Raw genomic sequence first — 23,617 nt, forward strand, 5'->3', positions numbered from 1 at the left:
CTCACCACGTCCAGGCTGCGCGAGTGCTCATCCGCCAGCGGCTACCCACCAGGAGTCTGCCGCACCCACCAGCCAACTCCCAGAACTCATTAGGCTCTGCGGTGGGGGCGGTGGGCCCGTGCCGGGGGTCACCTGACGTGATCGGCCGGCGCCCACCGCGAGGGTGGACGCCGGCCGGAGGGGAAGTGGCGGTGGCTCAGTTGCGGCCGAAGACCTTGCGGCTGGAGCCGAGGCGCAGGAGGACCGTCTCGCCGGTGGCGTCCTGCACCCCGTCGTTGTCGGTGATCGCGTACACCTCGCCGTTGCCGGCCACGGTCAGGCCCTCCAGCTTCTCCTGGGTCCAGCCGTTGGTGGCGCGCAGCGCGGGCAGCACGTCGACGGCGAGCGTCTTCGGCAGCACGGTCAGCGGGCCGGTCGCCGCCGCGGCGGGCAGCGGCACCGTGTAGATCCGCTTGACCGTGGCGGCCGGGCCGTTCAGCTTGTCCCGCTCGATGACCGCGAGCCGGTCGCCGACCACTGTGATCTCGGAGAGGCCCATCCAGTCACCCGGCACGGTGGTGGCGCCCAACTGGTAGCCGTACCAGCTCCAGGTGCCCGCGGTGACGTCATAGCGGCCGAGTCGGACGATCCCGGCCGGGTCGGTGCTCAGCTCCCGCTGCACGGCCACCCAGACGATCTCCCGGCCCTGCCGGTCGGTGGCCGCCGTGACGCCCTCCAAGCCCTGCTTGCCCAGGCCGGCGGCGACCTCGGCGGGCAGCGCGACGGTCTGCCGGGTCACCCCGGCGGCGTCGAGCCGGACCAGCTTGTTCTCCGCACCCTTGGCACCCTCGACGGCGAGCCAGAAGCCGCCCTGCGGGCGGGCGACGATGCCCTCCGCGTCGTACCCGACAGGTGCGCCGGCCGCGTCCCGCACCGGCAGCGCGCCGGTGATCAGAGCCGGTGACCGCTTCGCGTCGATGGTGAGGATCCGGGTCTGGCCGTACGCCGCGTCGGTGACGCTGTAGAGCTGGTCCCGCTTGCCCGGCACCGCGCTCAACGCGCCGAGCGCGCCCCACCCGATCGGGGTGCCGGTGCGGTCCGCGCCGGAGACGATGCTCGGGAACTCCGGGGTGCCCCTGCCGAGTTGGAAGAGCGACACCGAGGCACGGACGTTGAGCGAGGCGTCGTCCTCCTCACTGGAGACCGCGAGCAGCCCGCGTGACGGGATGGGCAGCAGCCCTTCCGGCCCGTTGGTGGTCGGCAGCACCTGCCGGAAGACGGGCTTCGTGGGGTTGCCCAGGTCGTAGACGGCGACGAAGTTGCTGCGCTCCGATCCGACGAACGCGTACCGCACCCCGCCGTACTCGGCGACGGCCACGCCCTCCGGCTCGGTGCCCTTCTTGGCGGCCCGGTCCTCGTTGTGCAGCCCGTAGGTGACGGCGAGCCGTTCGAAGGTGTTGCCGGCGTCCCAGGCGACGCGCCCGGTGCGGCTGTCGAAGACCGACCAGCCACGGGTGCCACCGTGCCAGTCGCCCTCGTTGGCCGTGGCCAGGTAACTGTCGTCGACCCAGGCCACCGCGTCCGGCTCGCGGGGCACGTCGGTGATGCCGCCGGTCAGGTCGATGACACCGTCCTTTGCGGTGTCGATCCCACTGATCGTGGCGGTGCCGGCGCTGAACACCGTGGTGATTCGGCCGGTGGGCAGGTCGATGAGGGCGACGCCGTTGTTCTCCTGGAGCGTCACGGCCAACTGGTTGCGGTTGTTGATCGAGACGTACTCCGGCTCCGGATCGGTCGGCGCGGCGAGACCGGCCTGGACCAGGGCGGGCAGCGCGCTCCCGTTCGCGCCGGTCAGCGCGACCGGACGCAGCCGCCAACCGGCCGGGGACCTCCCGGTCAGGTCGACGATCTGCACGAAGCCGGCGGGCGCCTGGGGCAGGTCGCCCTCCGCACCGCCGGGCGGGGTGGCCTCCTCGTCGCGCTCGTTCTCGATGGCGATCGCGGCGTACCGCTTGTCCTTGCTGATCGCGATCGAGTCGGGCTGACCACCGAGGTCGAAGCTGGCCACCCGCCTGCGGCTGGCCAACTCGATCACGTCGAGCCGACCCGACGGCGCGGTGTAGCTGCCGCTGGTGTTCACCACCACGAGCACGTACCGACCCACCACGGCGACCGAGGTCGGCTCGTCCTCGGCGTTGCCGAGCTGCCCCAGGGAGAGTGTGCCGAGGCCGCGCGGCCGGTCGGCACGGGAGATGTCCAAGAAGCCGATGCGCCGGGCCAGCGCGTCGGTGTGGATGAGGGTGCGGCCGTCCTCGCTGACCGCCGAGATCTCGGCGACAGTCGCGGTCGCCGGGTCCTCCCCGGTCGGACGGTTCTGGAACACCGGATACGTGGCGACCCGGTCGAAGGCGAGCGGCGGGTGGTGGTGTCCGCCCGCCGACGCGGGGGTGGCCCCGGTCAGGCTGGCGGCGGCGACACCGGCTGCGGTGAGCGCGGTGAATGCTCTTCTGAGAGTCAAGGACTTCCTCCGTTAGGTCGTACCCGCACGGAGGCTGACAGTTGTCGGGGAGCGTCAGCTTGCGCCGACATGAACAGTCGGCGAAGCACCGCGCAGCCGCCACCAGGCACCCACGACCAGCGCGACCGTGACGACGGTGACCGCGACGTCGCCGGCCAGGGCCGCCGCCGGGCTGGCCGGGGAGTACGGCGGCACCACGTACGCGAACGCGGCGGCCATGACCAGGCCCGCACTGCCGGCGACAAGCACGTGCCGCTGCCCCCAGCCGCCGCGCGTCGACAGGTACGCGATCAGCCCTGCGGCGACGGCGGCGAGGGCAAGCGCGACGATCACCCCCGGCCAGCCGGGCGCCAGGTCGGAGCCGAGGCGGACCAGGACGACAGGCAGACCCACCCAGAGCGGGTGCGGCACCCGACGGGCCCGGCGCGGGCGGGGGCGGCGCCAGCGGGGCAGCAGCGCCGTTCCGACGAGCGCGAGGACCAGTGCGGCCGCGAAGGCCAGCTGGAGTGGGCTGGCCAGGAAGCCCTTGTCGTTGTTGATGTTGGCGAAGATGAACAGGCTGCCGAGTAGGTAGATCAGACCGACGACGAGGAGACCGGGTCGGCCCAGCCAGGGCCGATGCCGGCGGTCCGCCCCGAGGAACGACTCGATGAGCACGATCGGCGCGCAGATCGTCAGCACGATGTGGTTGCCCACGTAGTCGAACGCCTGCCGGAGGCTGAAGCCGAGCCCCGGCACCAGCGTCGCCTCGGCGGCGGCCCGGGTGTCGGCGTACTGGGTGTCGTCCAGGAAGTCGGGGTTGAACAGCGACTGGTCGACCAGCCCGGCCTGGAGTACGCCGAACGCGGCGGCGAGCAGCACGATCGTCGGCCAGCTCGCGCCGAGGTGCCGGGCGGTCTCCCGGATCAGGATCGCCGCGCCGCCGTACATCGGGCCCAGGAAGATCAGCACCGGCAGGAAGTCGTCGATGGCGAAGCCGCCCCACGAGCACTCCGCCGCCCACGGCGCGAGCAGCAGCAACGCGACGACGGGCAGGAGCCGCCGACGCATCGGCAGCCGGTCGGTGCCGGCAGGGCGGTCGGTGGCGGCGGGACGGCCGGTGTCGACAGAGCGGTCGGTGGCGGGGCGGTCCGTGGTGGCGGGGCGGTCGGTGGTGACGGGGCCGTCGGCGGGATCGGGTCCGGTGGGCACGGGCTCTCCTCGGCGTTTCGGGGGTCACCCACACCGTGCGCCGGCCGTCCGGCCACCCGATACGGCCATCGGGCGACGACCGACGCGACCAAAGTCGTTCAGTAGGGTGGTGCCGACGTCGCACCCGGGGAGCGTGGAGATGCAGCCAACCGTGACGGCCGACCTGGTCACCCAGCCCGCCGATGCCGAGCAGCCCCTGCTCAGCTACCGCGACGAGGCGACCGGCGAGCGCGTCGACCTCACCGCACAGCAGGTCGGTTCCTGGGCGGCACGCAGCGCCAGCCTGCTGCGGGACGGCTGCGGTCTCGGCCCCGGCAGCCGCGTAGCGGTGCTGTTGCCGCCGCACTGGCGTACCGCCGCGGTGTTGTTGGGCGCGTGGGCCTCGGGCCTGGCGGTGTCGTTCCGACCGCGCGCCACCGCGGGCCTGGCGGTGCTCGAACCCGGCGGCGACCGGCCGTTCGACGCGGTCCTGGTGACCCCGCAGCGGCAGGACGACTGGCTGGAGGACGTGCCGGACGCCCCGCACCGCTACCTCGTCGGCACCGGCCCGGGACGGTTGGCCGACGTGCCGCTGGGCTGGTTGGACTGGTCCGCCGAGGTGCTTCGCCACGGCGAGGCCACGCCCGACCACGCCGCCATCCGCCCGTCGGACCCGGCTACCGCGGACGGCACCACCTACGGCCAATGGGGCGCGATCGCCCAGGAGTACGCGAAGATGCTGGACCTGCGCGCCGGCGACCGGCTGCTTGTCGACGCCGGCGAGCACGAGGAGCCCCTGAAGTGGCTGCTCGCGCCGCTCTCGGCTGGTGCGTCCGTGGTGATCAGCGCCAACCTCGACCCGGCGCGACGGGACGCGATCGTCGCCGCCGAAGGAGTGACCCGGGTCCTCTGAGCCGTCCGGTGTAGTCGATCAACTAGCGCTCACCTACACGCGGCCTCGCACCTTGATCGACTCGGCTTTCGTGAAATCGGGGCATCAACCTGTCGTGGATGCCCCGATTTTCAGAAGGCCGAGTCGATCAAGGTCGTGCGGCCACGAGCAGCGCCTGGCCGTGCTCGTGCGTGGCTTCTCCCGCTGAACGTTGCCGCCACGCCCCGGCCGGCCGCTGGCTTCGCGTCAGCGCGGGCGTCGCGACAGTGCGCGGTGTGGTCGGTGGACAACCCACACCGCCCGCCGCCGGGCAGTGGTCGATCACAGAACACCCAATGATGTACGTCCTGCTGGTCCTCAGCGGAGACGGTCACCCCGCCCGCTTCGACACGCGCGGTGAGCCGGACCAACACCCGAACCGCGGTACGCGCGAAGATCCGCGCGCGCAGCAGGTCCGGCGCGGTGATCGGCAGGTGGATCACCCAACGGTCGCTCATCGGAGGCGGCGGTTCGCCGACCGGACCGTCCGCCCCGGGGTGCGCTCTCGTGTCGGACATCTTTCGTCGCGTAGGCCCGCCGGCTCATGGCTGAGGTTGCGCACGGTGACTGCCCTTCGTCGGATGGAGCGACGTGCGGGGGCGGCCTCCGCCGGTTGCGCTCGGCGGAGACCGCCCCGCCCCGCTGCCGTTCCGGAGGTGCGACAGCAGGCCGCGCTGGGGGAGCGCGGCGGGTGAGGGTCCCGGCGGCGATGCGAGACCGGCACGAGAGGCGCCAACCGACCGCAGCAGCACCGCATCACCGAGAGCGACGCTATTGCCACTGAGTCACCTATGTCAAGCATGCCGCCGAGTCATCTACCCACTTATGTCATCCGTGCTACATGCGTTGCCTGCGTCGAAGTAGCTGATCAATACTGGGCGGGCCAACCGACTGCAAGGGGCTCCACGTGCCTATCCCGCCCACGATGGACGAACTGCTCGACGATCTCCTGAAAAAGATCAAGGACGGTACCTACGCGCCTGGGTCGCAACTTCCGTCCGGGCGGGTGCTGGCAGATGAATACGACGTCTCCCAGTCCACGATCAGTCGGGCGGTGGCGAGGCTGCGTGGCGAGGGTGTGCTGGTGGGTCGTCCAGGTCGCGGGGTCTTCGTCGCCGAGTCCCTACGGCGCTGAGCGGATGCCCGCGCCCAACGGATGATCGAGTCGGAATCCGTGAAACCGCGGCATTGAAGTGCCCCGGATGGTCCGACTTGCGGGAAGTCGAGTCGATCAACGCGGACCGTCCGGTCGATGACAGAGCAGGATTTCGGGACGTGAGCGCTTGGCGCGTATCGATACTCTCGCGAATGGGATGGCGAGGCACGCCATTCTCGTCCGGGGGGACACGATGGTCGAGCGCGTACGAAGAATGCTTGCCGCATCAATCGGGGTCATGCTCGGTGCGGTCCTGGTCACCGTCACCGCCAGTCCTGCACAGGCCGACCAGCAGTTGGACCTGCAAAAGTCCGGCTGGGCCTACACCGACTCATATCTACCGAAAAAGTCGTTCGTCAACCCTGCCGGAGACGCGCCGATCGGCGCCTGGGCAGATGCGCGCGGCAACAAGCACAGGTCGCGGTCCTATTTCACCTTCGACGTCTCGCGCTTCCGCAAGGCCATCGTCCACCGGGCCGACCTGATCATCAAGGAGCGATCGGCTGCCGACTGCGCGACGGCTCAGCCCGTCCAGCTCTGGCGCACCGATCCGATCAAGGCGACCACGAGTTGGGAGTCCGAGCCGCGCCGGCGTGAACTCATCGGCACCACCCTGGCCGGCGGCTCGGCGGCCTGTCCCGGCTACCTGGTCTGGGACCTCATGCCGACCCTGCAGAGGCTGGCGGATCAGGACAAGCAGACGCTGACCGTCGAGATCTCCGTGCCGCACGGCGACGAGGGCAAGCTCTCGCACGGCCGCAAGCTCTATCCGTTCCCGGCGATCCGCAGTGATGTCAACCATGCCCCGACGGTCGCGCAGATCGGGCTCGAATGGCCGTCCTGGGCCTGCGGCACCAAGAAGAACCCGCAGCCGGTCGGGGCACGCAGCTACACGTTCATGCTCCGGGGCGCGGATGCGGACAGCGGTGACCCGCTACTCAACGGGCAGTTCGCCGCCTGGCCGGTCGGCCACGAGGACCAGCGGTCCGAGCAGCTTGGCTCGAGTTACGGCAACACCCTCGCCAAGGTCCCGTGGGAGATGTCGCAGTACCCGCACGGGACAGTAGTGGCGTGGACCGCCCGTGCCTACGACGGTCAGGACTACTCGAAGTGGGCTCCACCGTGCTACGTGAAGGTGGACGGGCAGCGGCCGGCCCCGCCCGTGATCACCTCGACGAAATACCCGGATGACGGCGAACCCCACGGCGGCTCCGGGGTGCCGGGCACGTTCGTCTTCACGGCGAACGGGTCGCCGGACGTGGTCGGCTACTACTGGGGACGCTACGGCGAGACCTACAACTACGTCCCCGCGCCCGCACCCGGCGCGAACGTCACGCTCGAATACACGCCCACCTCCTTCACTGAGCTGCTGAGCGTACGCAGTGTGGACAGCGCGTCGAACTCCTCCGAGGTGACCAACTACCGGTTCTTCGTGCGATCCACCGGACCGCAGGTGCAGGTGACGGTCGGGGGTGTCGGCTTGCCGAGTCAACTGGCGATCTCGACGAACGTCGAGGGGGTCACCGAGTTCGGCTACCGGATCGATGGCGGCGCCGAGACCAGGGTCCCGGCGAGCGCCGACGGCGCCACCGAAGTGTCGGTGACGTTCCCGCAGGCCGGCAACATCCGGCTTGAGGTGCGCAGTTACGTCGGCGGCGAGTTTGTCGGCGCGTACACCGGGCAGGTGTTCGTCCGTGACACCCCGCTCGTGGAGTCGGCCGACTTCGCCTTCCCCGACCACGACGGTGTGGTGGGTCGTCCGGGCAGCTTCACGTTCCGGCCCGGCCGGGCCGGGGTGGTGGCGTACGAGTACGGGTTGCTCCGCGGCGAGATGCGACGCGTCGACGCGGCAGCGGACGGCACCGCGGTGCTGAGCTGGACGCCGACCGAGCCGGGCTGGCACACGTTCATGGTGCGCAGCATCAGCGCCGACGGCACCGTCTCGGAAGTCGTCCAGTACGAGTTCAACGTCATCGACACGAAGCCGAGCGTCTACTCCCAGACCTACTACGAGTACGGCGCGTGGGGCGGCGTGGGCGTTCCCGGTGACTTCCACATCAGCACGGCGTTGCCGGACGTGGATGTCTTCCTCTACCGCTACAACGACGGGCCGGAGCAGGCCCTCGACCAGGTGGACAACGAGGTTCGGTTGACCCTCGCGCCGGATCGCTCCGGCAGCAACACGCTTGCGGTGCGGACGCGCTTCCTGGACGGGTCCTTCTCGCCGACGCGGACCTACACGTTCGAGGTCAGTGACGCGCCGGTGGTGACGTCCAGCGCGTACCCGGAGAACGGTTCCGCCGGTCAGCCAGGTCAGCCGGGTCAGTTCACCTTCAACCCGGGCCGCTCCGACGTGGTGGAGTACCGCTATCTGCTGGACTACAGCAGCGAAGAGCAGGTCGTGGCCGCCGGGCCCGACGGCCGGGCCACGATCGAGGTCACGCCGCCGCACCCCGGGTACACGCTGTTGACCGTCTCCAGCCGGACGGCCGACGGCACCGTCAGCGCCGAGCGACGGTACTACTTCCGGGTACGCGATCCCCGCGTGAGCGTCTACAGCGCCTACGACGAGTACACCGTGATCGGCGGGATCGGCGCGACCGGCAGGTTCAGCGTCCGCACCGAACTGGCCGAGGTGACGACCTTCGAGTACCAGCTCAACGGCGGCGCCTGGCAGAGCGTGCCGAAGACTCCAGACTCGTCGGTCACCGACATCTCGGTAACAATGGATCGCAACGGCGCGAACGTCTTCTCGGTGCGGGGCCGCACCGAGGCGGGGGAGTACTCACCGCAGACGGACTACCCGTTCCTGGTCGGCACGGCGCCGCAGGTGTCCTCGGTTGCCTACCCGACAAACGAGTGGGGCGGCGGCGTCGGCGTGCCGGGTGACTTCACCTTCACCCAGGGCTCTCCGGGCGTCGTCGAATTCGAGTACACGGTTGACGACGGGCCGGCGGTGCTGGTGGCGGCGAATGCTGCCGGAGTCGCCACCGCGAGCTACACGCCGATCGCGACGAGCTTCCAGACCATGAGGGTGCGCGGACGTACGGCCGACGGCGTGTGGACCGACACGACGAACTATCAATTCCTGGTCAACTCGGCCTGAGTGCGGGTCGACTCCATATCGGCGACGGCGCGGTGTCGAAGTGCCGTGGCATCGCCGATATGGAGTCGATCAAGGGTGCGAGATGCCAAGGACTCAACCAGTACGTCCTACGGAAGCTCAGCGCCGCCTGAGCGATCGGGCAGCCCGTGGCGTGCCGGAGAGCCCAGTTGATCAACTAACTGTTCATCCCCGCTGCGCTCGTTTCTCATCAAGCTCGCCTGGCGAGTTCGCCGACGGCCGGCAGGGTCACTGAACGGCCGCGCCCACCGGCGTGCCACAGCACCTGTAGACCGGAGCGTTGGCATGCCCTCAACCGCACGGTGGCCCCGCCGCGTCGCGGCGAGTCTCCTCGCATCTGTGGCGTTCACCCTGACGTTGGTCGCCGCCGTCGATCCTGCCGCAGCCCACCCGCAGACCGTGACCATCGCAGCGGACGCGAACCGCCCCGAGCTGGTGCGCCTGACGTGGAACGCGGTCGACGGCCCCGGCCGGTACGCCCACGACCGGGCGCTCGGCGACGTGCCAGCGGCGAGCGTTGCCGACCACGACCGCGCCACCGCCTGGAAGGTCGCCGCGAGCGTTGGCCCCCTGCTGCTCCTCGCGACCGTCGTCTCGCTGCTGCGACGCCAGGTACGTCGTCGGCGGGCCGCCCGCAACCGACAGTCGTCCTGATACCGGCCATCCGCTCTGGCCCCGTGCCCGCCGCGGTCGGCATTCCAGTGCTCGGCGTCGGCGGTTTCTCGCACCCAACAAAGGAGAACCCTCGCCATGACGCACGAGACACGTGCGCGTAGGAAGCGAACACGCGGGATCCTGCCCGCGGTCGCGCTCATCCTCATCGCCGGACCGGCAACGGCCCTCAACCCCACACTCGCCGGAGCAGAGACGGTCCCGACCAGCGGTATTACGCCGCTGATCAACCTGGCCGACGGGCAGAACCTCGAAGGCAAGGTCCCCGTCGTCGTCGAGCCGGTCACCGAGAACGACTCGGTGACCACCCTCGCGGTCGACGGCGACAAGGTCGGCGCCGAGAAGACCGCCGGCACCGCCCACTTCGCGTTCGAGATGGGTGGCAACGGCACCGAGGCCCGCTACCGCAACTACGTCACCGTCAACGGTCACACGGCCGAGGCGGACCGGATCTACCTCCCGGACATCCCCGGCGGGCAGGTCGGCACGCTCGACTTCCCGGGCGACTGGTTGCGGCCGGGGGCCAACACGGTCACCGTCCACACCGGAGCGAACTGGGTCGACTCGACCACCAAGACCGCCGTGGGCTACGAGGAGCTGCCCAACGGCGAGGGTGGCCGCTGCCCCAACTACGACGACTACGCGTTGAGCAGCATCAGCCTCAGCCTGCTCGGCGTGGTCGCCGACGGTGAGCAGAACCTGTTCAGCTACAGCTTCGGTGACGGCACCTGCGGCAGCTCGGCGAAGCTGCTCAACCAGGACCTGACGTTCGTCGTCTCCGGCGAGCCGGGCAGCACGTCCGGGCTGCGCACCGACCTCGACACCACCAAGCTCGGCAACGGTACGCACACCGTCAGCGCGACCACCCTGTCGGGCGCGAAGACGTCGGTGACTGTCGACGTCAACAACTCGCCGGCCGGCGCGGCGGTGGTCACCCCCGGTGACGGTGCCCGTATCCGTGGCACCCGACCGGTCATCGCCGCGCTGCCCACCGGCGGCAAGGACCACGTCGAGTCGCTGGCCATCGACGACAAGCCCGCCGAGAACGCGGAGGCGCTGGCCACCGGCACCGCCACCCTCGGCCTCCGGGTCGAGGCGGGCAACTCGGTCGAGGCCCGCTACCAGAACTACGCGGTGGTCAACGGCCACCGGGTCGACCTCGGCGGCGACTACGGCGCGACCGGCGCGGAGGACGTCAGGCTGGCGTTCCCGACCCGGTTTCTGCACCTCGGTGACAACGTCGTCGAGATCCGGACCGGTGACTACAACGGCACCCTCAACGGTGCGAACTGCGCCAACCACGACGACTTCACGCTTACCCGGGAGGCGACGAGCCTCGCGTTGAGCACGGCGGGCACGGTGACGGCCGGCACCACGTACCTCGTCACCACCAGCGGCACGACCGTGACGAAGGCGGAGACAACCGCCGCGTCGTTGGCCTTGGGCGACGGGAACTGCGCGGCCAACAGGGACGCCGAGTTCCACTTCGCCATCGACGGCGCGCCGACGACGCGTACGGTCGACACCCTCGGCAGTGGGGGCGACGCGCACCTGAAGGTGTTCGTCGGTGGCAACGGCAGCGACAACGGGTACGACAACAAGGTGCTGGTCAACGGCATCCCGCTGGAGATCGGCCTGTGGGAGAAGGAGACCGCCGACCTCACCTTCCCGAACGAGTGGCTGGTGCCCGGTGTCAACGCCGTCGAGTTCGTCGCCGGCAACGACCACGGCAGTGCCAAGCCGGGCGGCTGCGACAACTTCGACGACTTCACCCTGCGGGATTTCGAGCTGCTGCCGACAGGTGCGAAGGCGACCCAGCTGACCCGCTCGATCGCGCAGACGACCGTCACCATCGGCTCGGGGACCTACCCGCCCGGATCCCAGGTGACCACGTACCTCGGTGACGGCACCTGTGGCAGCAGCTACAACGCGGTGCTGACCAAGATGGTCCTGTTCGACGTCACCGCGCCCGACGGCTCGGCACTGCCGGCGCTGGGCAAGCGCGCCGACGTGGACACGACGACGATCGCGGACGGCGCCCACACCATCAGGGCTGTCGTCGGGGACAAGACCTCGACGCGGCGCTTCACCACCGACAACACCGCACCGGAGATCGAGAGCAGTGTCCCGGCCGCCGGGCAGCGGCTGACCTCGACCGTCGCGCTCAACGTCAAGGTCAAGGACGCCACAGGCGTGGCCGGTACGCCCGTCCTCACGCTGGACGGCGCGCCCGTCAAGCAGGGTGACCAGATCGGCCACGGCCTGCCGGCCGGTACGCACACCATCGCGCTGACGGCGACCGACGCACTCGGCAACACCGCCACCCGCGAGGTGCGATTCAGCAGCGCCAGCATCCCGGACGTTCCGACCGAGCTGAACTCGACAGTCAGGGGCACCGACCCGCTCTCGGCGGAGCTGTCCGCCCGGATCCCCGGCGCGGAGGGTGTCGGGCTGACCGCCACGTTCACCAAGGCGGACGTGGTCCTGCCGACGGGCGGCTACCAGGGCGAGGCGGCCGACGTGCCGACCACGCTCGACGTCCAGCACGACAAGAGCGTGGACCTCACCTCGCTGCGCCCGCTCGACGGCGCGACGATCGACACCGCGTCCAGCCGTGGGGTGGTCTTCCAGCGGTACGACCTGCCGCTCGGCGCGACCAAGCAGGTGCCGACGCTGCGCTGGTCGGGCACCATCGATCCGGCGCGGATCGTGGCACTGCGGGCGTGGCACCCGGTCACCAAGAAGTGGGTCGTGCTCACCAGTTCGCGGGGGCAGGCCGGGCAGGACACCGTCCTGACCGCACAGATCGAGGCCGGCTACCGCGACGGCGGTGTGGTGCACGTGCTGGTCACCGGCGAGGACCCGTTCGCGGACGACCTGTCGCCACACGACGCCACCGCGCAGAACGACAAGGACCGCTTCGAGGATCCGGCGTCGTACGACTTCTCGCTGGCCCACTTCACCGACACCCAGTACGTCACCGAGGGTGCGGCCGGCGGCACGTACGACGACTTCGACGGCAACGCCGAACCCTCCGACGTCGAGACGGCCGAGGAGCAGGCGATCTGGTCGGCCGCGTACCGCGACCAGATGCAGTGGATCGCCGACAACTCGGCGAGCCGAAAGATCGCGTACGCGGCGCACACCGGCGACGTCATCGAGAACGACTACTACGACCCACTCGCCAAGAACCCGGACGGCACGCTGAAGCGGCCCGGCCTGCACGAGCAGGTGGAGAAGGAACTCGCCACCGCCTCCGGTTTCCAGAAGATCCTGGACGACAACGGCGTGGTCAACCAGGTCATCGCGGGCAACCACGACGACCAGTTGGGTGCCGAGACGGGCCCCACGTCCCGGTTCAGCCGGACCTTCAGCGCCGACCGGTACTACGGGACGGCGAAGTCCTGGCCGAAGGGCACCGAATACCACGCGTGGGACGAGGTGACCAAGGCCGACGGTACGGTCACGCCGGGCAGGGACAACCAGAACAACTACCTGCTCTTCTCCGCCGGTGGGCTGGACTTCGTCGCGGTCGGCCTGTCGTACGGGGTGACGCCGGCCGAGGCCAAGTGGGCCGACTCGATCTTCAAGCGGTACCAGGACCGCAACGGGATCCTGCTCTCCCACGACTACCTGAAGCCCTCGGCCAACCCCGACGGTCGCGGGGCGGACTTCTCCGCGCCGGACGGCTCGCCGCTCTTCAAGCAGGTCGTCGAGACCAACCCGAACGTGTTCCTGGTCCTCGCCGGCCACGAGCACGGCGTCGGCACCAACCTGAAGTCGAAGATCGGCGTGACCGTCAGCCACGACGTCGTCGAACTGCTGGCGGACTACCAGTTCTACACGGTGACCGCCGCCGAGCTGTGGCCGAAGCAGGTCGCCGCCGACGGCACCATCGACGTCAACGGGGACGGCAAGCCGGACCACAAGGCCACCGACCGGTTGCAGTTCGGGGCGAGCTTCCTGCGTTTGCTCCAGTTCGACGTGGACCGGGCCGAGATGCACATCGACACGTACTCGCCGTTCCTGAAGAACTTCGGCGCGACCGAGTACGACATCCGCCAGGACGGCAGCCAGCCCAAGCCGCGCTACAACGGCTCGGAGGACAACCTGACGCTGCCGGTGGACCTCACCACCCGCAAGACCTCGTTCCGCACCGACTCGCTGGCCGCGTACGTGCCGTCCGGCACGATCGGCACCGACGAGGTCACCTCGAACGGTGTCGCCACGGCAACCTGGGACAAGCTCCTGCCGGGCACCGCGTACGGCTGGATCGTCTCCGCGCGGAGCGCCGACGGCGGCGAGGCGGTGGCCCAGCCGGCGGTGTTCGCGACCGCCAAGCAGGTCCCGACGATGACAGTCACCGCCGCCCCGACCAACTGGGGCACCGCGGCGACGGTGACCGTCAAGGTCGCGGCCGGCAGCACGCCGGTCACCGGTGCGGTGGAGTTGCGCGAGGGTACGACCGTCCGCGGCTCGACCACGGTGACCAATGGCGTCGCGACGTTCACCCTCCCGGTGGGCCTCGCCGGCGGCCAGCACACGCTGACCGCGTCGTACTCGGGCGACGACCACCTCACGGCGGTGCAGGCCACCACCACCCTGACGGTGAACCTGCCCGCGGAGTGGAGTTCGTCGACCGTCTACAACGACGGGGACCGGGTCACCTACCAGGGCCGGGTCTTCCGGGCCTCCTGGTACAGCAAGAACCAGAAGCCCGGTGCCGACCCCAACGGCGCGTGGCAGGAAATCGCCATGACCGAGGACGGTACGGCGATCTGGACCGCGTCGCGGATCTTCAACTCGGGCGACTTCGCGATGTACGACGGCAGGAAGTGGCGGGCCCAGTGGTACACCCGCAACCAGAAGCCGGGCGACCGCAACGGCTCCTGGGAGGAGATCGCCCCGACCCCGCCGGACAACAGCCCGGCGGCCTGGACGCTCACCAAGGTCTACAACGCCGGTGACCGGGTCTCCTTCAAGGGCCACGTCTACGAGGCGAAGTGGTGGACCCGCGGCCAGGAACCGGGTGACAAGAACGGCCCCTGGAAGCTGATCAAGTAGTCAGTTTCGCGTAGTGCCGGCCCGGGACCGCTGCTGGTCCCGGGCCGGTGCGCGTGCGGACCCTCCTGCCGTGCGGGCCCCCCGCGCCGCGCCGGGCCCGGCGCCGTTCGGGCCCGCCCGCCTTGATCGACTCGGTTTTCAGAAAGACGGGGTGTCGACGGGCCTCGGATACCGCGTCTTTCTGAAAGCCGAGTCGATCAAGGCTGTGCGGTGCGGCAAGGTCGGTGGTTACAGGGCGAACAGCAGGGCGGCGTCGAGGAGGACGACGACGGCGGTGGCGAAGTGGATGCCGAAGGCTACGGCCTTCGTTCCGCCGTTGCGGAGCACGATGACGGTGTCGCCCAGCGGGACGAGCGCGACGATCAGCATGAACCACGCGACCGCGTCGGCGGTGGTGAAGGCGATCAGGGCGAGGCCGAGCAGCCCGAAGGTGAGGTCCTTCAGGCCCTTGACCGTCAGGTAGGCGGGATCGCCGTCCGGGCGGGCCGGTACGCCGTACCCGGCGGCTGCGGCCTGCGGCACCAGCAGGAACCGCGCACCGATGAAGACGACGAAGAGACTGAGCACGACGGCGAGCCCGTAGGCGAGGGGGGTCAACATGGTCCGCTCCAATTGCTAGCGCTGCTAGATGTAAGAGCGACGCTAGCAGAGCGTCGGCAGGATATCTAGCGGTGCTAGAGTTCGGTCATGTCGACTCAGACGCGCCGGGAGCGCGAGCGGGCGGAACGGGAACGGGCCATCGTCGCCGCAGCGCGCGACCTGGCCTTGGCGGAAGGCTGGGACGCGGTCACCACCCGGCGGCTCGCCGCCGAGATCGAATACAGCCAGCCCGTCCTCTACAGCCACTTCAGGGGCAAGGACGCCATCATGGCGGCGGTCGCCGTCGAGGGCTTTGCCGAGCTGGCCACCGCGCTCGCCTCGGCCCGCGCCTCGGCCGCCGATCCCCGCCAGGCGGTCGCCGACGTCGCGGCGGCGTACGTCGCGTTCGCCGAGCAGCGTCCCGCGCTCTACGACGCGATGTTCACCCTCGCTGTGGACCTGCCGTTCGCCAGCCAGGGCGTCCCGACCGACCTGGCCCGAGGCTTCGCCGAGCTGGCCGAGACGGTGCGCCCAGCCGCCGGGAACGACGACCTGGAGACGTTCACCGAGACGTTCTGGAGCGGCTTGCACGGCCTGGTCACGCTGATGCGCAGCGGCCGGCTCCGCCGCGCCGGCCACGAGCAGCGGCTGGCCGTGCTCGTGCGTCACTTCTCCCGTTGACCGTCGCCGCCACGCCCGGCCGCATCACGGCCTCGATCGACTCGGCTTTCAGGAAGGCGCGGCATCAACGTGCCCCGGATACCCCGACTTCCTGAAAACCGAGTCGATCATGGCCGCCGAGCGCCGAGCGCCGAGCGCTGGGCGCCGGGCCGCCGGGCGGGTCAGTCGAAGGTCGGGAGGGACGGGCCGAGGACGTCGTCGGCGTCGACGATCGTGTACGCGTACCCCTGCTCGGCGAGGAAGCGCTGCCGGTGGGCCGCGTACTCGGTGTCGATCGTGTCCCGGGAGACGACCGTGTAGAAGTGCGCCTGCCGGCCGTCGGCCTTCGGCCGGAGCACCCGCCCCAGCCGTTGCGCCTCCTCCTGCCGTGACCCGAACGTGCCGGACACCTGGATCGCCACCGCCGCCTCGGGTAGGTCGATGGAGAAGTTGCCCACCTTGGAGATCACCAGGGTGCGCAACGAGCCGGACCGGAACGCGTCGAACAGCCGCTCCCGCTCCTTGTTCGTGGTCGAGCCCTGGATGATCGGCGCGTCGAGGTATTCGCCGAGTTGGTGCAGCTGATCGATGTACGCGCCGATCACCAACACCTGGTCGTCCGGGTGCCGGTCGACGAGGGCCTTGACCACTGGCAGCTTGGTGCGGGCGGTCGCCGCCATCCGGTAGCGCTCCTCGGCCTCCGCCGTCGCGTACGACATCCGCTCCGCGTCGGTCAGGGTCACCCGGACCTCGGTGCACTCGGCCGGGGCGATCCAGCCCTGCGACTCGATGTCCTTCCACGGCGCGTCGTACCGCTTCGGGCCGATCAGGCTGAACACGTCACCCTCGCGGCCGTCCTCGCGTACCAGTGTCGCGGTGAGGCCCAGCCGGCGGCGGGCCTGGAGGTCCGCGGTGAACCGGAAGATCGGCGCGGGCAGCAGGTGCACCTCGTCGTAGACGACCAGGCCCCAGTCGCGGGCCCCGAACAGGTCCAGGTGGGTGAACGCGCCGCCGCGCCGAGAGGTGAGCACCTGGTACGTCGCGATGGTGACCGGGCGGATCTCCTTGCGTTCGCCGGAGTATTCGCCGATCTCCTCCTCGGTCAGCGAGGTGCGGGCGATCAGCTCCCGCTTCCACTGCCGGCCCGCGACGGTGTTGGTGACCAGGATCAGCGTGGTCGCCTTCGCCTCGGCCATCGCCGCCGCGCCGACCAGGGTCTTGCCGGCGCCGCAGGGCAGCACCACCACACCCGACCCGCCAGCCCAGAACGCCTCGACGGCCTCCCGCTGGTACGACCGCAGCGTCCACGGCTTGCGCCCGTCCTTGCCGGCCTCGGCCAGCTCGATCGGGTGCGCCTCACCGTCCACGTAGCCGGCCAGGTCCTCCGCCGGCCAGCCCAGCTTGAGCAGGGCCTGCTTGAGCCGGCCACGCTCGGACGGGTGCACCCGGATCGTGTCGTCGTCGATCTTGTCGCCGAGCATTCCGGCGAGCTTCTTGCTCTTGGCCACCTCGATCAGCACCAGCCGGTCCAGTGCGCGCAGCACCAACCCGTACGCCGGGTCGTTGGCGAGCTGGAGCCGGCCGTACCGGTCCATCGTGTCCGCCACGTCCACCAGCAGCGCGTGCGGCACCGGGTAGCGGGAGTACTTGAGCAGCGAGTCGACCACACCCTCCGCGTCGTGCCCCGCCGCCCGGGCGTTCCACAGGCCCAGCGGGGTCAGCCGGTAGGTGTGCACGTGCTCCGGGGAGCGCTCCAGCTCGGCGAACGGCGCGATCGCCATCCGGCAGGCCTGCGCGTCAGGGTGGTCGATCTCCAGCAGCAGCGTCTTGTCCGACTGCACGATCAGTGGTCCACCGCTCACGCCAGCGTCCTCTCCTCGGTTGGTCGCCAGGCTGGGACGTGTCGCATACCCGCCGCTGGCCGACCATCCAGTGTTGCACGATGTGGGATCCGCGAAGAAAGATGCGCACCGGGCGCAACCGTGACGGCACTCACGAACGTCTAGTAAGGGAACGACGGCCAGGGGAGGTTCCATGAGGCATGTCCGGATCTCTTCCCAGCTGGTCGCTCTGGTGGTGGTTGTGCTGGTCGGCGCCGGTGCGTGCGCGTTCGATCCGCAGTCCGGTGGGAGTGGTGGCGGGGGAGCCGCGCCAACCGGTGCGGCGGAACAGGCAACGGGGGCGAGCGCTGCGCCCGGCCCGGACCAGCGCGGCCGGCCCACACCGGCCGCACCCAGCCCGACGCCGAAGGCAACCAGGCCCCCGGCGCCGAAGCCCACCCGCAGCGCGACGCCGAAGCCGACCACCGCCACCGGTACGCCGACGGTTGCCGGCTGCCCCCAGGGGCAACACCAGCGCGAGGTGGAGACCTACCTGGCCCGGCTGGGCGGGTTCGGGGCCGTGACCGTGGACGGCCGGCAGTCCGCCGCCGACTGCGCCGCGATCAAGAAGTTCCAGAAGAGGTACGGCATTCGCCCCGTCGAGGGTCGCGCCGGGCCAACCACCTACGACGTGGCCCAGCGCCTCGCCACCACCGACCCAGCCAGGTGCGGGGCCGGCACCGGCACCACGTTCTGCGTGGACCTGACCCGGCAGACCGTCTGGGCGGTCCGCGGCGGCAAGGTGATCATGTCGCCGACGGTGACCCGCACCGGGATGTCCGGCTTCCGCACCCCGGCCGGCACGTTCACCGTCAACTTCCGCAACCCGAAGGAGTGGTCCGACCCGTACGAGGTGTGGCTGCCGTACTGGCAGCACTTCACCCAGGGCATGGGCTTCCACGAGACCACCACCTACCTGCACGACAAGTCGATCGGTTCGCACGGCTGCGTCAACCTGCTGCACGCCGACGCCGTCCGGATGTGGGAGCTGGGCAGGGTCGGCACCCGGGTGGTGCTGATCGGCCGCCGCCCCGGCACCTGACCGACGCGGAGCGAATCACGGCGATAACCCCCTGTCCGACCGGTCCAACGAGTGTCACGCTGGGAGGCCAGGGCCGGACCGGGCGGGGAGGCTGGGTATGACGGTCGACCGTGAGGTGATCCCAGAGCACGACCAAACGCCACCCGACGGGGTGTCCCGCGCGACGGTGATCGCCTACGCCGTCGCCGCGACGCTCCTCGTCGGGTGGTTCCTCTTCGGCTGGCTGGTGCTGCGGCAGGGCTTCGTCGACTCGGTCGGGGAGTCCGCCGGCGCCGGCTTCGCGCTGCTGCTGGTCATCTCGGTGGTCGGCACCGTCCGCCGCAGCCGCCGCTGACCGACCGGGCCAGCGGCGGCATCGCCCCGCTCAGTCCGCCAGCACCGCCGCGGTGATCCGGTGCAGCGCGAACGTGTGCAGCATTTCGGTCCGTTCGTCCTCAGCCCGCAGGTAGCCGGCACCGATCGAGACCGGCTTGAGCAGGCGCGACGCGGTTGCCCCGTGCGCGTCGACGTAGCCGACCCAGACCAGCGCCTTGTCCCGGACCGCCTGCTGGAGCACCGCCAGGGCCTCGCTGTGAGTGTGTGCCGGCACCGGGCCGCCGCCCAGCCCCGGCGCACCGCCGCGCACCACCGCCGGTGCCCGTCGGGCCGCCCGCGCCGCCGCATCACCCCGCCGGATGTGCTCCACCACGCCGAGCAACCGGGGCATGGGCAGCTTCGGGGCGGCCAGCGGATCAAGTGTCCGGGTGGTCACCGACACCCGGGCCGGTGCCCGCCGGATCCGCGGCCGGGCCAGCACGGTGCTGCCGGTGCCGTCCTCCTGCACCGGGGCGAACCCGGCGTCGCGCAACGCACCCAACAACCGACCAACCTGGTACGGCGTACACAGCACCGTCGGCGCGAGCCGGCGCAGAGTCAACGACTCCAACCGGCGGTCGGCCAGCACCTCGCTGATCAGCGTCTCGTCGTCGCTGCGCAGGTACGCCCCGGCCAGCCCGACCCGCAGCCCGCCGTGCTTACGGGCCACGTCGTCCACCAGGTAGGTGAGCCCCTGCGGCACCGGGGTACGCGACCGGCGCCGGAACACGTCGTGCAGGTCGTCGGCCGTGTAGCCGGAATCCAGGGCGCGCCGCACGCTCGCCGTGGTGACCCGGTGCACGCTGGCCCCGCCGGCCGACTCGAGTTCGGTCATCGCCTCCAACTCGGCGGCGAGCGCCGGTTCGGGTGGGCCGGGCACCACCACGGTCAGGTCGGCCTGCACCAGGAAGTGGTCGACCGGGGCGGGCAGCAGCGCGTCCAGGGCTCGGGCGGCACTGGACGGGTCACCGCTCTCCACGTCGGCGTGTACGCCCAGCGGGTCGTCGTCGCCCCGCTCGTCGGCCGACGTCAGGTCACCGAGCAGCAGCCGACCGTACGAGGTGAGCGCCCCCAGCCCGGTCACGCCCAACTGTGCGGCCTCGGCCAGCACCTCCCGGTGGGCGGCGTCCCGGCCCCGGCTGCGCCGCGGCGCCCGCCAGTCCAACAGCTCCTGCACCTCCTCGGGGGTGGGTGCGGTCGCCGGCTCCAGGTCGGCGAGCACGCCGAGCACCGCCCGCCGGGTGGCCGGCGCGCTGGCCCGTTCGGCCTCGGCGGAGAGCGCGGTGATGGGCCGATCCCGGTCGTCGCGCCGGCCGACCAGGCCCACCTGCCGGCTCATGGTCAGCCAGGCTCGGGCGAGCTGCTCCCAACGCTGGGCCAGCGAGGCGGCCCGCCACACCTCGTACCCGCCGGTCGGCAGCACCTGCTGGTCCGCCCCGTACCGGCTGGTGGTCGCACCGGGCATCTCCAGCTCACCCGCGAGCCCCGCCGCGTACGCCACCTCGAGCAGCAGTGCCGCGGTCGGCTCGTCCAGCCCGCCGGTGCGGGCCAGTCGACGCAGGTCCCGCACACCGATGCCGCCCGAGCGAAGCACCGGCGCGGGCTCGTCGGCGAGTTGTTCCAGCAGCCCTTCGGTGTGTCGGACCACCTCCATCGTCTGCCCGGCGCCGGCCGAGTCGACAGCCTTCGCCTCACGTGGCGCGGCGGCGACCGGCGGTGGGCTGGTGCGCAGCGGCCCGAGCGGCCCGCTGTCGCGGCGGAGCAGCAGGCCGACCTCGCGGGGCAGCTCCACCGTGCCGCTGGCCGTCGACGAGCCGGTCGTCACGGGGACCAGGAGCCGGTTGTCGACGAGCCAGCGCACCGGGGAGCCGGTCGGGGCGCCACCGTTGGTCGGGTCGGAGAGCACCGGGTCCGCCGCGCCCAGCGGCGGTGCCTGCAGAGCGCCCGGCGGCACGCTGCCCACCGGTGGGCCGGCCGCCAACCGGTCCAGGATCGCCCGGGCCGAGGGTGGGGCGGCGAGCAGCGTCCGTCGTAGTTTCGCCGGGTCCGCGCAGAGCGCGGCCGTGCGCGGGTCCAGCTCCGCGGCTGGCCGGCCGAGCCCGGCGGGGTACGGGGCGACTTCGTCGACGGCGGGCACCACCTGTAGCGCGTGCTCCGGGCCGTACAGCAGAAAGAGCGCACGCAGCCGGCCCACGGCGGCCCGGATGGCCGTCGGAGCGGGCGGGTGGGGCCCGGCGGTCGCCATGGCGAGCACGGCGTCGGTGGCCGTGGTGCCGTCGTCCGGGTTCCGGGTGAGGCGGGCGGCGTCGAGGATCTGGAGGGTGAACTGGTCCAGCCCGTCCAGCGCGCGGGCCACCGAGACCCGGGACTGGGCCCGGATGGCCAGGGCGGAGACGTCGGCCGGCACGGGCACGACGAGGTCGGGCCGCAGTTGGAGGAGCGCGGCCAGCGACTCGTCGGGCAGCGACCGCAGGTGGTCGGCGAGTGAGGTGGTCATCGTCTTTCCACGCTAGCCCGGCAGTGGGCCCTCGCGCCCCTCGGACGTCCGGCCGACTGGGAGTCGCCCGGTAGGTTTCTCGACATGCCCGCACTGACCGTCGGATTCGACCTCGACATGACCCTGGTGGATTCCCGCCCCGGCATCGCGGCGGCCTATCGGGCGCTGACGGCGAGGACCGGCGTGCCGGTGGACGCGGAGCTGGCGGTGTCGCGGCTCGGGCCACCGCTGCGCACCGAGATCGCGCACTGGTTCCCGCCGGAGCAGGTCGAGTCGGCCGTACGGGCGTACCGCGAGCTGTATCCGGCGTACGCGATCACCCCGACGGTCCCGTTGCCGGGCGCACGGGAGGCCATCGACGCGATCCGGGCTCGGGGCGGCCGTGTGCTCGTCGTCACGTCGAAGATGGGTCGGCTGGCCCGGCTGCACCTGGACCACCTCGGCCTCACGGTCGACGAGTTGGCCGGTGACCTGTTCGCCGAGCAGAAGGCGACGGCCCTACGGGAGCACGACGCGACCCACTACGTCGGTGACCACGTGGCGGACATGGTCGCGGCGGCGACCGCGGGGGTGCCCGGCATCGGTGTCGCGACCGGCCCGTGCTCCCGCGATGAGCTGCGCGCGGCCGGGGCGAGGGTGGTGTTGGACGATCTCAGTGAATTCCCGGCGGCGCTCGACGGCATGATCCAGCTAGCCTTGGAGCAGTAGCGGCTCAAGTGAAGCAGGGGTTTTCAGGTGCCTACGGGGCGAGTGAAGTGGTACGACACGGCCAAGGGGTATGGCTTCGTCACCAGTGACGAGGGCGGCGACGTGTTCCTGCCCAAGGGCGCGCTGCCGGCGGGTGTCACCGACCTCAAGGGTGGCCAACGGGTCGACTTCAGCGTGGTTGACAGTCGTCGGGGCGCACAGGCCATGGGCGTCAAGCTGCTGGACGCGCCGCCGTCGATGGCGGAGTTGCGCCGTCGGCCGGCCGAGGAGCTGCACGGCCTGGTCGAAGACATGATCAAGGTGCTGGAGGCGAAGGTCCAGCCGGACCTGCGCCGGGGTCGGTACCCGGACAAGAAGACGGCGCAGAAGATCGCTCAGCTGGTCCACGCGGTCGCCCGCGAGCTGGAGGTCTGAGGCACCAGGCCGGCGGTGGCGGCTCGGTCGAGCAGTGCCGCCACCGCGGCGAAACCGGCCTCGCCGAGGTCTGCGGTGAACTCGTTGACGTAGAGGCCGATGTGCCGGTCCACCACGTCGAGCTCCATCTCCTGGGCGTGCGCCAGCACGTACTCCCGGCTGGCCGCCGGGTCCGCCCAGGCCTGCCGGACCGACTCGCGGACCCAGCCGGCCGCGGCCTCCGGGTCGACCGCGCCGCGTCGGGCCAGGATCGCGCCGAGGGGAATGGGCAGGCCGGTGTCGGCCTCCCACCACTCGCCGAGGTCGACCAGGGCACTCAGCCCGTGTCGGTGGTAGGTGAACCGGGCCTCGTGGATGACCAACCCGGCGTCGTAGCGGCCAGCCGCGACGCCCGGCATGATCTCGTGGAACGGCACCACTTCGATCCGGGCCGGCGGCCGTCCGGCCGACCAGAGCCGAAACAGCAGGTACGCGGTGGTCCGGTCGCCCGGCACCGCCACCGTGGCACCGGTCAGGTCGGTGCGGTCCGGCCCGCCGTCGCGGTCACCCCGGGTGAGCACCAGCGGGCCGCACCCGCGACCAAGCGCCCCGCCGCAGGGCAGCAGGTGGTAGTCGTCGAGCAGCCAGGGCAGCGCCGCGAAGCTCACCTTCACCAGGTCGAACGCGCACTTTTCGGCGGCCGTGTTGGTGACGTCCACGTCGGCGTACGTCACCTCGACCGGCGGCGCGCCCGGCACCCGCCCGTGCACCAGGGCGTGAAAGACGAACGTGTCGTTGGGGCAGGGCGAGATCGCCAGGGAGAGCGCCACACCCCCACGTTATCCCCGCCCCCGCGCGTTCTCCTCGGCGCGGTCTGGTGCCTGTGATCT

The 23,617-nt window shown here is 71.0% G+C and carries 16 protein-coding genes and 1 pseudogene; 10 read left to right on the plus strand and 7 right to left on the minus strand.

Annotation, left to right across the window (positions count from 1 at the left end):
- Positions 1 to 196: 196 nt before the first annotated feature.
- A complete protein-coding gene (locus AB0B14_RS02745; protein ID WP_357520904.1) occupies positions 197 to 2,497 on the minus strand; it encodes an esterase-like activity of phytase family protein in 2,301 nt (766 codons plus the stop codon).
- 54 nt (positions 2,498 to 2,551) lie between these two features.
- Positions 2,552 to 3,688 (minus strand): hypothetical protein, encoded by a 1,137-nt coding sequence (locus AB0B14_RS02750; protein WP_357520906.1) that lies wholly within the window; start codon positions 3,686 to 3,688, stop codon positions 2,552 to 2,554.
- A 139-nt stretch (positions 3,689 to 3,827) separates the two neighbouring features.
- Between AB0B14_RS02750 and AB0B14_RS02755 the strand changes: the two genes are divergently transcribed.
- On the plus strand, positions 3,828 to 4,580 hold the full coding sequence (locus AB0B14_RS02755) for a TIGR03089 family protein (RefSeq protein ID WP_357072722.1): 753 nt from the start codon (positions 3,828 to 3,830) through the stop codon (positions 4,578 to 4,580).
- Between the two features lie 242 nt (positions 4,581 to 4,822).
- On the opposite strand, the pseudogene AB0B14_RS02760 reads toward AB0B14_RS02755, so the two are convergent.
- Positions 4,823 to 5,056 (minus strand): annotated as a pseudogene (locus AB0B14_RS02760) (hypothetical protein); the annotation flags it as partial.
- Between the two features lie 467 nt (positions 5,057 to 5,523).
- Here AB0B14_RS02760 and AB0B14_RS02765 point away from each other — a divergent pair.
- The 4 genes from AB0B14_RS02765 (at position 5,524) to AB0B14_RS02780 (ending at position 14,614) form a co-directional block, all read left to right on the plus strand.
- Entirely contained in the window at positions 5,524 to 5,733 is a 210-nt protein-coding gene (locus AB0B14_RS02765; protein WP_357072719.1) for a winged helix-turn-helix domain-containing protein, read from the plus strand.
- 259 nt (positions 5,734 to 5,992) lie between these two features.
- A complete protein-coding gene (locus AB0B14_RS02770) occupies positions 5,993 to 8,860 on the plus strand; it encodes a hypothetical protein (protein ID WP_357520908.1) in 2,868 nt (955 codons plus the stop codon).
- A gap of 357 nt (positions 8,861 to 9,217) precedes the next feature.
- Positions 9,218 to 9,532, plus strand: a complete 315-nt coding sequence (locus tag AB0B14_RS02775) for a hypothetical protein (RefSeq protein WP_357072713.1) — start codon at positions 9,218 to 9,220, stop codon at positions 9,530 to 9,532.
- Positions 9,533 to 9,628: 96 nt separating this feature from the next.
- Entirely contained in the window at positions 9,629 to 14,614 is a 4,986-nt protein-coding gene (locus AB0B14_RS02780) for a carbohydrate-binding protein (protein ID WP_357520910.1), read from the plus strand.
- A 228-nt stretch (positions 14,615 to 14,842) separates the two neighbouring features.
- Here AB0B14_RS02780 and AB0B14_RS02785 read toward each other — a convergent pair whose 3' ends face one another.
- A complete protein-coding gene (locus tag AB0B14_RS02785; RefSeq protein WP_357072707.1) occupies positions 14,843 to 15,214 on the minus strand; it encodes a DUF4267 domain-containing protein in 372 nt (123 codons plus the stop codon).
- Between the two features lie 87 nt (positions 15,215 to 15,301).
- Here AB0B14_RS02785 and AB0B14_RS02790 point away from each other — a divergent pair, with 87 nt between their 5' ends.
- Entirely contained in the window at positions 15,302 to 15,874 is a 573-nt protein-coding gene (locus tag AB0B14_RS02790; protein ID WP_357520912.1) for a TetR/AcrR family transcriptional regulator, read from the plus strand.
- Between the two features lie 161 nt (positions 15,875 to 16,035).
- Here AB0B14_RS02790 and AB0B14_RS02795 read toward each other — a convergent pair whose 3' ends face one another.
- Positions 16,036 to 17,715 carry a DNA repair helicase XPB gene (locus AB0B14_RS02795; RefSeq protein WP_357072701.1) on the minus strand — a complete coding sequence of 560 codons (1,680 nt, stop codon included), beginning with the start codon at positions 17,713 to 17,715 and terminating at the stop codon, positions 16,036 to 16,038.
- A gap of 172 nt (positions 17,716 to 17,887) precedes the next feature.
- On the opposite strand from AB0B14_RS02795, the gene AB0B14_RS02800 reads away from it, so the two are divergent.
- Both AB0B14_RS02800 and AB0B14_RS02805 read left to right on the plus strand, forming a co-directional pair.
- Complete coding sequence (locus tag AB0B14_RS02800; protein ID WP_357520914.1) at positions 17,888 to 18,775, plus strand: L,D-transpeptidase family protein; 888 nt, start codon at positions 17,888 to 17,890, stop codon at positions 18,773 to 18,775.
- Positions 18,776 to 18,872: 97 nt separating this feature from the next.
- Positions 18,873 to 19,109 (plus strand): hypothetical protein, encoded by a 237-nt coding sequence (locus AB0B14_RS02805; RefSeq protein WP_357072695.1) that lies wholly within the window; start codon positions 18,873 to 18,875, stop codon positions 19,107 to 19,109.
- A 30-nt stretch (positions 19,110 to 19,139) separates the two neighbouring features.
- Here the strand turns inward: AB0B14_RS02805 and AB0B14_RS02810 are convergent, their stop codons facing one another.
- On the minus strand, positions 19,140 to 21,626 hold the full coding sequence (locus AB0B14_RS02810; protein WP_357072692.1) for a helicase-associated domain-containing protein: 2,487 nt from the start codon (positions 21,624 to 21,626) through the stop codon (positions 19,140 to 19,142).
- A gap of 84 nt (positions 21,627 to 21,710) precedes the next feature.
- Here AB0B14_RS02810 and AB0B14_RS02815 point away from each other — a divergent pair, with 84 nt between their 5' ends.
- Together AB0B14_RS02815 and AB0B14_RS02820 are read left to right on the plus strand one after the other, a co-directional pair.
- Entirely contained in the window at positions 21,711 to 22,334 is a 624-nt protein-coding gene (locus tag AB0B14_RS02815; protein ID WP_357072689.1) for an HAD family hydrolase, read from the plus strand.
- 27 nt (positions 22,335 to 22,361) lie between these two features.
- Positions 22,362 to 22,748, plus strand: a complete 387-nt coding sequence (locus tag AB0B14_RS02820) for a cold shock domain-containing protein (protein WP_088986676.1) — start codon at positions 22,362 to 22,364, stop codon at positions 22,746 to 22,748.
- Here the strand turns inward: AB0B14_RS02820 and AB0B14_RS02825 are convergent.
- Positions 22,709 to 23,557, minus strand: a complete 849-nt coding sequence (locus AB0B14_RS02825) for a 1,4-dihydroxy-6-naphthoate synthase (RefSeq protein ID WP_357072685.1) — start codon at positions 23,555 to 23,557, stop codon at positions 22,709 to 22,711. The genes AB0B14_RS02820 and AB0B14_RS02825 overlap by 40 nt on opposite strands.
- Positions 23,558 to 23,617: the final 60 nt, after the last annotated feature.

Source organism: Micromonospora sp. NPDC049171, from assembly GCF_040648275.1.
In the GTDB taxonomy this organism is placed as follows: Bacteria; Actinomycetota; Actinomycetes; order Mycobacteriales; family Micromonosporaceae; genus Micromonospora.